Raw genomic sequence first — 13987 nt, 5'->3', positions numbered from 1 at the left:
ACCTTGATCACCAGCGAAAGCCGGTGGGCTGAAGCCCACCCTACGGTCCATCGAGGTGTGCGCGGCGCGCGGCGACCTGCGCCAGCGCCGCCCAGTCCAGCCCCTCGCCGCCGCCGGCCAGCGCTTCGATCAGCGCATCGCGCACCACGCCGGCGAACGGCAGCGGCACCCGGGCCGCCTCCCCCGCGGCGAGCGCGAGGTTGACGTCCTTCAGCCCCAGCGGCAACGCGAAGCCCGGCGGTGCGTAGCGCTCTTCGGCGATCAGCCGTCCGTAGCCCTGGTAGGCCGGCGCGGCGAACAGGGTGTTGGTCATGATCTCCAGGAAGTCGGCCGCGCTGACGCCATGTGCCCGCGTCAGCGCGCTGGCCTCGGCCATGCTTTCGATCGCCGAGGCGAGCATGAAGTTGCCGGCCAGCTTCACCACGTTGGCGCGCTCGGGCGCCTCGCCGACGGGCCACAGCCGGCTGCCCAGCACCTCCAGCAGCGGTCGCACCGATTCGACCAGGTGCGGGTGGCCCGCCACCACGATGTTGAGCTTGGCCGCCGCGGCCATGTCCGGTCGACCGAACACCGGCGCGGCGACGTAGCCCAGCCCGCGCTCCGCGTGCGCCTGGGCCAGCTCGCGTGCCAGCGCCACCGAGATGGTGGCGTGGTTGACGTGCACGGTGCCGCGATCCATCTCGTCCAGCACGCCACCGTCGAGGAACACCTCGCGCACCGCCTGGTCGTTGGCCAGCATGCTGTGCACGACCTGGCCCTGCACCGCCCGCCCGGGCGTGCGCGCGACCTTGGCACCGAGCGAGGCGAGCGGCTCGGTGGGGCCTTCGGAACGGTTCCACACGGTCAACGCGTGGCCTGCGGCGAGCAGGTTGCTGGCCATGGCGCTGCCCATGGCGCCGAGTCCGAGGAAGCCGATGTTCATGGGAAGTTCTCCTGGTGGAGCGGCCGGTTAATGGAACACCGGCGGTGTTGAAGGCATGCAAACGCGACGCGCCGGACCGGCTTCAGCCCACCGGGCGTCTGGCGCCCCGGAACGGTGGGCTCAAGCCCAGCCTGCGGTTCCAGCGCTCACGCCACCTCGCCGGCGGCATGGCCCGATGCCCACGCCCACTGGAAGTTGTAGCCCCCCAGCCAGCCGGTCACGTCGACCACCTCGCCGATGAAGTACAGCCCCGGCACGAGCTTCGATTGCATGGTGCTGGAGGACAGGCCGTCGGTATCCACGCCGCCGAGGGTCACCTCCGCGGTGCGGTAGCCCTCGGTACCGCTGGCGACCAGCGGCCAGTCGTTGATGCGGGTGCCGATCGCGGCCAGCTCCGCCTCGCGGTACTGGCGCATGGGGCGGTTGCCGAAGTCGAGCTCGCACAGGCGCTGGGCGAGCCGTTTCGGCAGCACGTCGCCCAGCACGGTCTTCAGTTCGGCCGCCGGGCGTGCCGCGCGCTGGGCAGGCAGCCAGTCCGCGGCGTCGCGGTCAGGCAGCAGATCCAGCCGCAGCTCCTCGCCCGGGTGCCAGTAGGAGGAAATCTGCAGGATCGATGGCCCACTGACGCCGCGATGGGTGAACAGGAGCCCCGCACGGAACGCCTGCCGGCCGCAGCGCGCCTCGGCCGCCAGCGCCACGCCGGCCAGCTCCGCGTAGCGCTCCTGATGTTTGCCGCTCAACGTCAGCGGCACAAGCCCGGCACGCGTGGGCAACACGGCGTGGCCGAACTGGCGCGCCAGTTCGTAGCCGAAGCCGGTGGCGCCCATGCTCGGAATCGACAGCCCACCGCTGGCCACCACCAGCGCCTGGGCATGCACTTCACCGCGCGCCGTGGCCACACTGAAACCGGCCTCGCCGTGGCGCACGCGTTCCACGGCGCAGCCGGTCTCCACGCGCACGCCGGCGGCCGCGCACTCGTCCAGCAGCATGCGCACGATCTGCTTGGAGGAGTCGTCGCAGAACAACTGGCCGAGCTCCTTCTCGTGGTAGGCGATGCGGTGCTTCTCCACCAGCGCGATGAAGTCGGCCGGCGTGTACCGAGCCAACGCGGACTTCGCAAAGTGCGGGTTGGCCGACAGGTAGTTCGACGGCGTCACGCCCAGGTTGGTGAAATTGCAGCGCCCGCCGCCGGACATCAGGATCTTCTTGCCCGGCTTGTTGGCGTGGTCGAGCACCAGCACGCGCCGGCCGCGCTGGCCGGCGGTGATCGCGCACATGAGGCCGGCGGCACCTGCGCCGATGATGAGGACGTCGGTTTTCATTCAATGGCAGGGAGCGCGCACCGGGCGCTGGCCGCACATTATCGCCGAGCGCTTACACTTTGACGCTTTCCAACCCGATCAGGTGCCCACCATGCCTTCCTTCGACGTCGTCTCCGAAGTGGACAAGCACGAACTCACCAACGCGGTCGACCAGGCCAACCGCGAGCTGGCCAACCGCTTCGACTTCAAGGGTATCGACGCCAGCTACGAGCTGGACGGCTACGTGATCACCCAGCGCGCGCCCAGCGATTTCCAGCTGCAGCAGATGCTCGACATCCTGCGCGGCCGGCTGACCAGCCGGAAGATCGACATCCGCGCACTGGACGTGGCCGAGCCGGAGGTGAACCTGGGCGGTGCGCGGCAGAAGATCACCGTCAAGCAGGGCATCGAGCAGCCGGTGGCCAAGAAGCTGGTGGCCGAGCTGAAGGCGGCCAATCTCAAGGTCGAGGCGCAGATCAACGGCGACAAGCTGCGCGTGACCGGCAAGAAGCGCGACGACCTGCAACTGGCGATCGCCCAGCTGCGCAAGTCCGAGGTCGAGTTGCCGCTGCAGTTCGACAACTTCCGCGACTGAGTGCGACCCTTCTCGCAGCAGTTGCCTGCCTACGCGCCCTGCCCGGCCACGATGTTCACGCTGACCGCCACGATGAACACGTTGAAGAAGAAGGCGATCACGCCGTGCACCAGCACCATCCGGCGCAATTCGCGGCTGGTGACCTGCACGTCGGACACCTGGAAGGTCATCCCGATCACCACGGCGAAATAGGCGAAGTCCCAGTAATCGGGCTCGCCGCCTCCGGGAAAGTCCAGCCCTTTGTGCTGCTCGCCGTAGCCGCCGTAGTAGCCGTGTGCGTAATGCAGCGCGAACAGCGTGTTGAGGAAGCCCCAGCTGAGCATGATGCTCGCGGCCGCCACCACGATGGCGGGCAGCCCGCCGGTCTTGCCCGCCTCCAGTTCGGTGCCCAGCGCCACCAGCACCACGGTCGAGATCGCCACCCCGCTCCACAGGATGCCCCAGCGCCCGGCGTCCTCGCGGCGTGCCTTCTCGCGCATGCTGGTGGGCGTCGCCCGGTGGAACTCGCGCAGTTGCAGGCCGATGAAGGACAGCGCGCCGGCGTCGAAGCCGAGCAGGAACGCCGGCGCCGGATGCATGCCCAGCCCCCACGCCCCGACGGCCACCACCAGCAGCGCCACGCCGCCGAGGAGCAGCGAGGGCCGCGCGCGCAACGCATGGACGAGCCCGTGGCGGCGATGCCGCTTGCCGTTGGGGTGGGAATCGCTCATCGGGCCTCCTGCGACCGCGCGCCGGCGCCAGTGTGGCCGAGGCCGCACGGCGGGCACAACGGCGGGAGCGCCCGATCAGGCCTGCAGATCGGCAAACTCGGGATGCCGGCGCAACCAGGCCGCGGCATAGCCGCAGGCGGGCACGACGGTCCAACCCTGGGCGCGCGCGGCTTCCATCGCGGCCTGGGTCAGCGCCGAGGCGATGCCGCGGCCTTCCACGGCGACCGGCACGCCCGTGTGGGTGATCGTCATCACCTTGCCGGACAGGCGGTAATCCAGTTCGCAATGCTGGCCGTCCACCACGGTTTCGAAGCGCTGGGCCGAGGGATCGTGCCGGATGTCGAAGCTCATGCCGATGCTCGCCGATGGAAAGCCGGAAGCTTACGGCTGGCGCTGGCAAAACGCGCGTGAAGCGGTCGCCGGCGTGCGTTCGCGTGGCCTGCATGGCGCGGCGCCCACACTGCCCCGTCCATCCGAGCCCGAGGGAAACGCCATGAAGAAATCCGCTTCCGCCACCTGGACCGGCGGCCTGAAGGACGGCCAGGGCACCATCTCCACGCAGACCGGCGTGTTGCGCGAGGCACCGTTCGGCTTCGCGTCGCGCTTCGAGGACGGTCCCGGCACCAACCCGGAGGAACTGATCGGCGCCGCGCTGGCCGGCTGTTTCTCGATGGCGCTCTCGCTGGGCCTGGGCAACGCCGGGCTGACGCCGGAGCGGATCGAGACGAGGGCGCAGGTGACGCTGGACAAGCAGGGCGACGGCTTCGCCATCACCACCATCGCGCTGAACTGCCGTGCCCGCGTGCCGGGCAGCGATGCCGACACGTTCCAGCGCATCGCGCAGGAGACCAAGCAGGGTTGCCCGGTGTCCAAGGTGCTGCGCGCCGACATCGCGCTCGACGCCGCGCTGGAAGGCTGACGGCAGAGAAGGCGCAAGTGGCTTGAGCCACCGCGGTCGCACGGGAAGATGGGCCGAGAGCCCGCCGGCGGATCAGGCCAGCAGGCGCCGCCCGACCAGCGCCGGATCGGATGCCATCACCCGGTTGCGGCCAGCGTGCTTGGCCGCGTACAGCGCCGCGTCGGCGCGCTGCAGCAGGGCCCCCACGTCGCTCTCGCCGGGCTCGGTCGCCGCGGCGCCGATCGATACCGTCAGCTGCAGCAGGTGCCCGTCCACCAGCAGTGGCGTGGACTCGACCGTGCCGCGGATGCGCTCGGCCAGCACCAGTGCCTGCTCCAGGCTGGTGTCGGGCGCCAGCACCACGAATTCCTCCCCGCCGATGCGCCCGATCACGTTGCCGGCGCGCAGCGTCGCCCGGATGCTGCGCACCAGCGCCAGCAGCACCTTGTCGCCACCGCCATGGCCGAAGCGGTCGTTGACGCTCTTGAAGTGGTCCGCATCGATCATCAGCACGCCCATCGAGCGCCCCCCGCGATTGGCCTGGGACAGCATCTGGGTCGCGTTCTCGGTCAGCGCCAGGCGGTTCTTCACGCCGGTGAGCGGATCGACCCGCGCCAGCTGGTGCAGCTCGCGCTGCAGCGTCTCGTTGTAGAGCAGCAGGAAGCCGATGCTGAGGAACAACGGCTGCATGCCCGACAGCAACACGTAGATGTAGTTGACGGTGCTGGGCTGGATGATGTCCCCCGGCGGGTTCAGGTCGAACCACAACTGGCCGTTGCGCCAGACCAGCAGCAGCGCCGCGGCGGCGTTCATGACCACCAGCGCCACCCGCGCCCGGGAACTGTGCCGCGGCCCGCCGCGCAGCAGTGCCTGCATGCGTAGCGCGATGTCGGCCAGGATCGCGGCCGAACCCCACAGCACGCGCATGCGGTAGTCCGCCTCGACCACCCCGAACCAGGCCACCCCCAGCCAGCCCACCACGCCGATCGCCAGCGCAGTGCGCCAGCGCAACGATTCACCCAGCAGCATGCGCAGCGCGACCACCGACATGCCCTGCGCCATCAGGTTGAGCGCGTTGCCGCCCAGCACCAGCTGCGCCGGGTGCACCCAGGCTTGCGCCGCCAGCATGCCCCAGGCAGCCGATTCGACCGCCAGTGCCCCGGCGCGCATCTTCAGGCTGGTGCGTGCGGCGCCGGGGCCGCCGTGCGTGCCGGCCCACAGCAGGATGGCCAGCACCAGCGACTGGACGGCACTGATCAGCGACAGCGTTTCGATATGCATGGGCATGCTGGGCTCTCCCCGCGCCCGAACGTGACGATGGCTCCCGCCCTGATATCGCGTGTCCGCGATGGCGCTCCTTGCCCGGTCGTCGCCCGTCGTATCGGCGCTGGCTGGCGCGACTTTAGCGTTGACAGCGCCCCCAGGTCCGCTACTTTCCACGCAAAAAGCCCAAACGGACGCGGAATGGCCACCCTGATCCCGACCCTCAACAGCTGCCTGCCCCGCATGACCGCGGGCGAGAAGCGCTTCGCCCAGCGGCTGGAACAGAAGCTGGAGGACGACTACCTGCTCTGGTACGACGTGCCGGTCGGCCTGAAGCAGCGGCGCCCGGACTTCGTGGTGTTCCACCCGCGCCGCGGGCTGCTGGTGCTGGAGGTGAAGGACTGGAAGGCCGAGACCATCCAGCACGCCGACAGTACGCAGTTCACGCTGGTCACCGAGCGTGGCCTGGTGAAGGAGAACCACCCACTGCTGCAGGCGCGCGCCTATGCACTGGAGATCGGCGTGGTGCTCGAGCGCGACCCGGCGCTGCGCTTCCCGCCGGGGCACCGCCATGCCGGCAAGATCATCATGCCGTGGGCGTGGGGCGTGGTGCTGTCCAACATCAGCCGCAAGCAGTTCGAGGACGGCGGGCTGGAGGCGGTGATCCCGGCGCACCTGGCGATCTGCCGCGACGAGTTCTACGAATCGGTCGAGTCGGAGGATTTCCAGGAGCGGCTGTGGGCGATGTTCCCCTACGCCTTCCCGGTTGCGATGACGCTGCCGCAGATCGATCGCGTGCGCTGGCACCTGTTCCCCGAGCTGCGGGTGGAGGCCGGCAGCGGCCAGTTCGGCCTGTTCGGCCCGACCGACGCGGCGGTGCGGCCGCTGCAGATCCCCGAACTGGTCAAGGTGATGGACGCACAGCAGGAGCAGCTGGCGCGCTCGCTGGGCGACGAGCACCGGATCATTCACGGCGTCGCGGGCTCGGGAAAAACCATGATCCTGGGTTTCCGCGCCATGCAATTGGCGCGGGCGATGAACCGGCCGATCCTCGTGCTCTGCTACAACAAGACGCTCGCCGCGCGGCTGGAACAACTGATCGGCGAGCGCGGGCTGGCCGAGAAAGTGCAGGTCTACAACTTCCACAAGTGGTGCCACAAGATGCTCACGGCCTACCACGTGGAATTGCCGCCGAAGGGCGCGGACGGGTTCTTCGCGCAGATGGTCGAGCGGGTGATCGCCGGCGTCGACAAGGGCCAGATCCCGCGCTTCCAGTACGGCGCGGTGCTGGTCGACGAAGGCCACGACTTCGAGCCGGACTGGTACAAGCTGATCGTGCAGATGATCGACCCGGCGACCAATTCGCTGCTGGTGCTCTATGACGACGCGCAGAACATCTACGGCAAGGCCGACCGGCGCAAGGTGAGCTGGAAGAGCCTGGGCATCCAGGCGCAGGGCCGCACCACCATCCTCAAGCTCAACTACCGCAACACGCTGGAGATCCTGGCGGTGGCGCGTGGCTTTGCCAACGAACTGCTCATCGAGCGTGACGACGACGGCGACGGCGTGCCGCTGGTGGCCCCGGAGAGCGCCGGCCGCCGCGGCCCGGTGCCGGAGCTGATCCGCGTGGAGACCGCGCCGGCCCAGCTCACGGTGCTGATCGCGCAGTTGCGTGACGAACAGGCGCACGGCCGGCCGTGGTCGGAGATGGCGGTGATCTTCCGCAACCAGTGGGAGGGCGAGAAGCTTGCCGAGGCGCTGGAACGCGAGGGGATTCCCGCGCGGCTGGCCGAGGGCCGCGGCAAGGGCGCGCTGTTCGCCGTCGGTGACACGGTGAAGCTGGTCACGATGCATTCGAGCAAGGGGCTGGAGTTCCCGTTCGTGATCATCCCGGGCCTGGGGTCGTTGCCCAAGGAAGGCAAGGACGAGGCCGAGGAGGCGCGCCTGCTCTACGTGGCGATGACGCGCGCCACCGAGCGGCTGGTGCTGATCCACCACGACGACTCGGTGTTCAGCAAGCGCATCCGCGACGCGATCAACCAGGTGCAGGACCAGTTGGTCGCCCTGCCGGCCTGAGGATCGCGCTCCGGTCGCCCCCATCCGCCCTTCGGGCACCTTCCCCCGTGAACGGGGGAAGGATCGAACATGCGACCAACGTCGCACGCGGAGCCACCTGAGTAAGCCTTCCCCCGTTGAACGGGGGAAGGTGCCGACAGGCGGATGGGGGAAGCCTTGCCCCGGCCCCCCATGCCTTTGGGCACACCCCTCAAGCCCCACCACCCGCTAGGCTGGCCGTTTCCGCAACAAGGGGAATCACCGTGCGCAAGACTCTCCAGGCCACCCTGCTGGCCGCCTCGCTGCTGGCCGGCCTCGCCGCCCCCGCCGTCGCCGCCGACAAGCCCGCCGCCGAGGCCAGCCAAGGCGACTTCCACCTGCCGCCCTTCCCCGCCGACGCGCACACCCGGCAGACCGCGCAGATCGACGGCCGCACGCTCAAGTACACCGTCACCGTCGGCTCGCTGCCGGTACGCGACGAAAAGGGCAATACGGTCGCCGAGGTGGTCTACACCGCCTATACCATGGGTGGCGGCGATCGCCCGGTGACCTTCGCGCTCAACGGCGGGCCCGGTGCCTCCTCGGTCTACCTCAACCTGGGCGCGATCGGGCCCAAGCGCGTGGACTTCGGCGTCGAGGGCGACAACCCGTCCGATCCGGCGACCCTGCACGACAACCCCGGCAGCTGGCTGCCCTTCACCGATCTGGTGTTCATCGACCCGGTCGGCACCGGCTTCAGCCGCGCGCTGGTGGACGACAAGAAGGCCACCGAGCTGTTCTACAGCACCGACAACGACATCAAGTACCTCTCGCGCATCGTCTACGACTGGCTGGTCAGGAACGGCCGCCTGCAGTCGCCCAAGTACCTGGTCGGCGAGAGCTACGGCGGCTTCCGTGGCCCGCGCATCACCGACTACCTGCAGACCCAGCTGGGCGTGGCGATGAAGGGCGTGGTGCTGGTCTCGCCCTACCTGGACCCGGCCGCCTCCAACGACGAGAACGTCTCGCCGCTGCCGTGGATGCTGACCCTGCCCTCGATCGCCGCGGCGCACCTGGAGCGCGAGCACAAGTTCACCCCCGAAGCGATGGCGCAGGTCGTCGAGTACACCCGTGGCGAATACGCCACCGACCTGATGCGCGGCCGCTCCGACCCGCAGGCAACCGAGCGGGTGATCAGGAAGGTCACCGAGCTGACCGGCCTGGACCCGCTGTTCGTGCGCCGCTCCGGCGGACGCATCGAGACGCAGGCCTACCTGCGCGAGGTGTACCGCGCCGAAGGCAAGCTGGGCAGCCGCTACGACTCCAACGTCACCGCCTGGGACCCGTTCCCGTACGCGCCGCGCCAGCGCACCGGCGACCCGATCCTCAACGGCATCATCGCGCCAACCACCACCGCGATGGTCGACTTCGTCACCCGGACCGTGGGCTGGAAATATTCGGGGCGCTACAACGCGCTGAGCTACGACGTGAACCGCCTCTGGCACGAGGACGACGACGCGATCGATGGCTCGGTTTCCCAGTTGCGCGAGTCGGTCGCCAACGACCCGGGCCTGCGCGTACTGATCGCGCACGGCTGGGACGATCTGTCCTGCCCGTTCATGGCCTCGGTGCTGATCGTCGACCAGATGCCCGCCATGGGCGATGCGACCCGCGTGCAGGTGAAGAGCTACCCCGGCGGCCACATGTTCTACGCCCGCCCGGACAGCCAGGCGGCGCTGTTGAAGGACGTCAAGGCGCTCTACGGCGCGCCCTGAGTGCGAAGGTGCCGGCTTCCTCGGGAGCCGCACCCGTACACTGTCGCCTGGCCATCAGGGATGATCCCATGCGATGCAAGCTGTTCTGCCGCAAATCCGGCTATTTCACCCGTCCGGAAGCCTTTGCCGACGTCCTGCAGCGGGAGGTCAACGACTGGCTGGCGGCGAACCCGTCCATCCGCGTGGTCCACGTTCTGCAATCGTCCAGCGGCGGTAGTCTTGAGCCCACCTCGGTCAACGTTTCGGTCTGGTACGAGGGCCAGTAACGCAGGCGACGCCCGCAGGACGCGATTCCCCAACCCAACCGCCGGTGCCGCCATGACCGAGCTGCTCACGCCCGATATCCTTGCCGCCCAGCCACTCGATCATGCGCACGCGCTTTCGGCGCGCTGCTACACCGATCCGCGCATGCCGGCACTCGACGCCAGGGCCGTGTTCGCGAAGAGCTGGCAACTGGTCTGCCACCAGTCGCAACTGGCCGGCGTGGGCGACCACCTGGTCACCGCCATCGCCGGCCTGCCGATCGTCGTGGTGCGCAGCGACGCCGCCACCATCCGCGCTTTCCACAACGTCTGCCGCCATCGTGCCGGCCCGGTCGCCAGCTGCGACGGCAAGGGCGCGACCGCCTTGCGCTGCCGCTACCACGGCTGGACCTACGGCCTGGACGGCGTGCTGCGCGGCGCGCCGGAGATGGGCCGCACGCCGGACTTCGACCCCGCCACGATCCGCCTGCCCGAGGCGCGCGTGCAGGTGTGGCAGGGCCTGGTCTTCGTCGCCACCGGCGACGCGCCACCGTTCGACGATGTCGTCCAGGGCATCGACGCCCGCCTGGGCGAAGGCCGCTCGCTGGCCGGCTTCGAGTTCCACCACCGCGCGAGCTGGGAGGTGGCCTGCAACTGGAAGGTGTACGTGGACAACTACCTGGAGGGCTACCACGTGCCACACATCCACCCGGGCCTCAACAGCGTGCTGGACTACCGCAGCTACGTCACCGAGACGGCGCAGTGGTACTCCTGCCAGTACAGCCCGCTGGAGAGCGCGGACGAGCTCTATGGCAGCGGCGAGGCGCTTTACTACTTCCTCTACCCCAACACGATGCTCAACATCCTGCCCGGGCGGCTGCAGACCAACCGCGTGCTGCCGTTGGGTGGGGACCGCTGCCGCGTGGAGTTCGACTTCTATTACGCGCCCGACCCGAGCGAACAAGCGCGCGTCAGGCGTGACCGCGACGTCGCCTTCAGCGACGAAGTGCAGGACGAGGACGTGACGATCTGCGAGGACGTGCAGCGCGGGCTGGCGTCCGGCTCCTACGAGAGCGGACGGTTGAATCCGCTGCGCGAGAACGCGGTCCACCACTTCCACGAACTGCTGCGCCGCGCCTACCGCGAGCACGCATGAACACCTCGCCAGCGGCTCCCTCCCCTGCTGGCAGGGGAGGGTTGGGGAGGGGTAGCCCGGGGCTCGCCGCAAGCTCACGCAACCCCCTCCCGGCCTCCCCCTGCAAGCAGGGGGAGGAGCAGGTCCGCTCAGCGCGGAGGAACTTGCATGCGCAGTAACACCAAACCGCTCGGCCAGCTGGCCCTGATTGCCCTGGTCGTCGGCAACATGATCGGCTCCGGCGTGTTCCTGCTGCCCGCGGCGCTGGCGCCGTACGGCGCGGCGAGCCTGCTCGGCTGGGCGCTGACCCTGGCCGGCGCACTGTTGCTGGCGCTGGTCTACGCCTGGCTGGCGCGCGCGATACGCAACCACGGCGGCGCCTACGGCTACGCGCGGCGTGCGTTCGGCGACCGCACCGGTTTCGTGGTGGCGTGGAGCTACTGGGTGTGCACCTGGAGCGCCAACGCGGCGATCGCGGTGGCCTTCGCCGGAAGCCTCGGCGCGCTGTGGCCCGCTGCCACCGCCACGCCGTTGCGCTCGGCCGCCTGCGCGCTGGGCGCGTTGTGGCTGTGCACCGCGGTGAACCTGGCCGGCGTGCGCGAAGCGGCGCGTGTGCAGATGCTGACCACGTTGCTGAAGCTGGTGCCGCTGGTGCTGTTCGGCCTGCTCGGGCTGGTCTGGGCGCACGCCGGCGCGTACCGCCCGTTCAATCCCAGCGGCCTGCCGTTGCTGGGCGTCGCCACGTCGGTCGCCGCGTTGACGCTGTGGGCCATGCTCGGCTTCGAGGCGGCCACCGTGCCGACCGGCGTAGTCCGCGACCCGGAACACACGGTGCCGCGCGCCACCGTGATCGGCATGCTGGTCGCGGGGCTGGCCACGATGCTCGCCTGCACCGTCGTCATCGGGTTGCTGCCGCTGGATGAACTGCGCCGCTCCGCCGCCCCCATGGTGGCTGCCGCGGCACGCGTGTGGGGCCCGGCGGCGGGCACCGCGCTGGCTGCCGTGGCGACGATCTCCTGCTTCGGCGCGCTCAACGGCTGGGTGCTGCTGCAGGCGCAGACGCCGTTGGCCGCGGCGCAGGACGGTCTGTTCCCGGCACGCTTCGCGCGGCTCGACGCGCGCGGCACACCGGCCTTCGGGCTGGTGCTGGGCAGCGGCCTGGCCAGTGCGCTGATCGTGGCCAACTACAGCCGCACGCTGGTGGCGCTGTTCACCTTCTCGATCCTGCTCTCCACCGCCACCACGCTGCTGCCCTACGTGGTGAGCGTGCTCGCCTGGTGGCGGATCGAGCCCACCGCGCGATGGTGGCGGCGGCTGATCGCCGGCGGCGCGCTGGCCTACGCGTTGTGGGCACTGGTCGGCACCGGCGTCGAATCGCTGCTGTGGGCCGGCGCGCTGGTGGCGATGGGCCTGCCGGTGCTGCTGTGCCAGCGCCGGCGCTCGGGCGTTCCGTAGACCCCGCCACGAATCGGCCACCTTCCTGAATGGACGGCCCCATGGCGGGTCTTCCGCGGACGTCCCGTGCACCCGGCCGTCGCTAGCCTGTGGCGGATGTATGGATTTTCCCGCACCGCCGACATGCTTCCCGTCCGCGAGTCGCCCGTCCGGCCGGCACGCGATGCGTGGATGGACAACGCCCGCCTGGCCCTGATCACGCTGGTGGTGTTCGGCCACAGCCTCGAGCCGCTGCGGGGGATCGCCGCGATCGACGCGCTGTACCGCTTCCTCTACCTGTTCCACATGCCGGCCTTCGCCTTCCTTTCCGGTGCGGTGGCGCGGACCGAGGTGGACGTGAAACTGCTCAAGCGGATCACCTTCCGCCTGCTGCTGCCTTACCTGCTGTTCCAGGCGCTGTATGCGCTGGCGGCGCAGACGCCGGGCTGGCCCGATGCCGGACCCAGGGGCGTCACCACGCCGTACTGGCTGCTCTGGTACCTGCCGAGCCTGGCGGCCTGGCGCCTGTTGCTGCCGCTGTTCATGCGCCTGCGCCATCCGCTCCTTCTCGCCTGCCTGTTCGCCTTGATGGCCGGCTGGGCGGACGACGTCGGGTATCGCATGTCGCTTTCGCGCACGGCGTCGTTCTTCCCGTTCTTCCTGATCGGCCACCGGTACGCGCCGGCGTGGCGCGAGCGCCTGCGCGGCCCGCTGGCGTGCACGCTGGCGCTGGCCACGCTGCTGGCGCTTGGTCGCGCGGCCAGCGCCGTGCCGGACCCGCGCTGGCTCTACGGCAGCAACGGCTACGCGGCGCTGGGTGTGGACGATGCCGCCGGCACGTTGTGGCGCGTGCTTCGGCTGGGTGCGGGCGTCGCCGGCAGCGCGGCGTTCCTGGCGCTGGTCCCGCGCCGCGAGTTCGCCGCCACGGCGGCGGGCGGGCGCAGCCTGCAGGCGTATCTCGCACATGGCTTCATCGTGAAGTTCGCGGTGGCCGCCGGCCTGTTCGCCTGGCTGGAGGCCGGCCAGCCGCCGCTGGCAAACGCGCTGGTGCTGTTGCTCGCCGCCTGGCTGCTGGTCCGCGTGCTGTCCAGCGTGCCGGCCGAGCGGCTGCTCGGCCCGCTGACCAGTCCGCAGTGGCTGGAGCGGTTCCTGTGGCGGGTACCGCCTGCCGGGGAGATCAAGTCACCGGTGCGGCCGCGGGCCTGAGCACGGCGACCTGCTGCTCCATCGTCCTGGACAGCTCCATCAGCCGGCGCGCGTAGTCCTGCAGGCGGCGGTCCTCGTCGCTCTTGGGCTCCCAGCGCGGCACCGGCGTCGGCTTGCCCCCGTCGGGGCTGTCCAGCGCCACGAACACCATCACGCAACTGGTCGCCAGCCGCTGTTCGCCCTTGCGCAGGTCCTGCGCCAGCACGTCGACCGCCAGGTGCATGCTGCTGGTGCCGGTATGGATCAGCCGCGCCCGCACGGTGACCAGGTCGCCGATCAGGATCGGTGCGATGAACTGGATGCCGCTGACCGACACGGTCACGCAGTACGCGCCGCTCCAACCCACCGCGCAGGCGTAGCCGGCCTGGTCGATCCATTTCATCGCCATGCCGCCGTGCACCTTGCCGCCGAAATTGACGTCGGTAGGCTGGGCGAGGAAGCGGAAGGTCACTTCGTTCTGCTGGCCGGGCAT

At 69.8% G+C, this 13987-nt stretch carries 14 protein-coding genes; 8 read left to right on the top strand and 6 right to left on the bottom strand.

Going from position 1 to position 13987, the window contains the following annotated elements:
• Positions 1-40: 40 nt before the first annotated feature.
• The gene (locus ACFWZU_RS01835) at positions 41-922 is read right to left on the bottom strand and encodes an NAD(P)-dependent oxidoreductase (RefSeq protein ID WP_439699701.1); all 882 of its coding nucleotides are present in this window, start codon (positions 920-922) and stop codon (positions 41-43) included.
• Positions 923-1068: 146 nt separating this feature from the next.
• Positions 1069-2244: an NAD(P)/FAD-dependent oxidoreductase gene (locus ACFWZU_RS01830; protein WP_439699700.1), complete on the bottom strand. Its 1176-nt coding sequence runs from the start codon at positions 2242-2244 to the stop codon at positions 1069-1071.
• A gap of 91 nt (positions 2245-2335) precedes the next feature.
• On the opposite strand from ACFWZU_RS01830, the gene ACFWZU_RS01825 reads away from it, so the two are divergent.
• Positions 2336-2818: a YajQ family cyclic di-GMP-binding protein gene (locus ACFWZU_RS01825; protein ID WP_439699699.1), complete on the top strand. Its 483-nt coding sequence runs from the start codon at positions 2336-2338 to the stop codon at positions 2816-2818.
• 29 nt (positions 2819-2847) lie between these two features.
• Here the strand turns inward: ACFWZU_RS01825 and ACFWZU_RS01820 are convergent, their stop codons facing one another.
• Entirely contained in the window at positions 2848-3528 is a 681-nt protein-coding gene (locus tag ACFWZU_RS01820) for a DUF1345 domain-containing protein (protein WP_439699698.1), read from the bottom strand.
• A gap of 75 nt (positions 3529-3603) precedes the next feature.
• Positions 3604-3879: a GNAT family N-acetyltransferase gene (locus ACFWZU_RS01815; RefSeq protein ID WP_439699697.1), complete on the bottom strand. Its 276-nt coding sequence runs from the start codon at positions 3877-3879 to the stop codon at positions 3604-3606.
• Positions 3880-4021: 142 nt separating this feature from the next.
• On the opposite strand from ACFWZU_RS01815, the gene ACFWZU_RS01810 reads away from it, so the two are divergent.
• Positions 4022-4447, top strand: coding sequence for an OsmC family protein (locus ACFWZU_RS01810; RefSeq protein ID WP_439699696.1), 426 nt, complete (start codon positions 4022-4024; stop codon positions 4445-4447).
• A 72-nt stretch (positions 4448-4519) separates the two neighbouring features.
• Here ACFWZU_RS01810 and ACFWZU_RS01805 read toward each other — a convergent pair whose 3' ends face one another.
• Positions 4520-5713 (bottom strand): GGDEF domain-containing protein, encoded by a 1194-nt coding sequence (locus ACFWZU_RS01805; protein ID WP_439699695.1) that lies wholly within the window; start codon positions 5711-5713, stop codon positions 4520-4522.
• 177 nt (positions 5714-5890) lie between these two features.
• On the opposite strand from ACFWZU_RS01805, the gene ACFWZU_RS01800 reads away from it, so the two are divergent.
• The 6 genes from ACFWZU_RS01800 (at position 5891) to ACFWZU_RS01775 (ending at position 13515) form a co-directional block, all read left to right on the top strand.
• Positions 5891-7765 carry a 3'-5' exonuclease gene (locus ACFWZU_RS01800; protein WP_439699694.1) on the top strand — a complete coding sequence of 625 codons (1875 nt, stop codon included), beginning with the start codon at positions 5891-5893 and terminating at the stop codon, positions 7763-7765.
• Positions 7766-8007: 242 nt separating this feature from the next.
• Positions 8008-9498 carry a S10 family peptidase gene (locus ACFWZU_RS01795; protein ID WP_439699693.1) on the top strand — a complete coding sequence of 497 codons (1491 nt, stop codon included), beginning with the start codon at positions 8008-8010 and terminating at the stop codon, positions 9496-9498.
• 68 nt (positions 9499-9566) lie between these two features.
• A complete protein-coding gene (locus tag ACFWZU_RS01790; protein ID WP_439699692.1) occupies positions 9567-9764 on the top strand; it encodes a hypothetical protein in 198 nt (65 codons plus the stop codon).
• Positions 9765-9816: 52 nt separating this feature from the next.
• Positions 9817-10896 carry an aromatic ring-hydroxylating oxygenase subunit alpha gene (locus tag ACFWZU_RS01785; RefSeq protein WP_439699691.1) on the top strand — a complete coding sequence of 360 codons (1080 nt, stop codon included), beginning with the start codon at positions 9817-9819 and terminating at the stop codon, positions 10894-10896.
• A 147-nt stretch (positions 10897-11043) separates the two neighbouring features.
• Positions 11044-12330, top strand: coding sequence for an amino acid permease (locus ACFWZU_RS01780; protein WP_439699690.1), 1287 nt, complete (start codon positions 11044-11046; stop codon positions 12328-12330).
• A gap of 171 nt (positions 12331-12501) precedes the next feature.
• Positions 12502-13515 carry an acyltransferase family protein gene (locus tag ACFWZU_RS01775; protein ID WP_439699689.1) on the top strand — a complete coding sequence of 338 codons (1014 nt, stop codon included), beginning with the start codon at positions 12502-12504 and terminating at the stop codon, positions 13513-13515.
• Here the strand turns inward: ACFWZU_RS01775 and ACFWZU_RS01770 are convergent.
• The gene (locus ACFWZU_RS01770; RefSeq protein ID WP_439699688.1) at positions 13487-13987 is read right to left on the bottom strand and encodes an acyl-CoA thioesterase; all 501 of its coding nucleotides are present in this window, start codon (positions 13985-13987) and stop codon (positions 13487-13489) included. The two genes, ACFWZU_RS01775 and ACFWZU_RS01770, sit on opposite strands and share 29 nt — an antisense overlap.

Source organism: Frateuria sp. GZRR33, assembly GCF_051900425.1.
GTDB lineage: Bacteria > Pseudomonadota > Gammaproteobacteria > Xanthomonadales > Rhodanobacteraceae > Frateuria_A.
The sequence above is the reverse complement of the archived record's forward strand: the minus strand, read 5'-3'. Positions and strand labels throughout refer to the sequence as shown.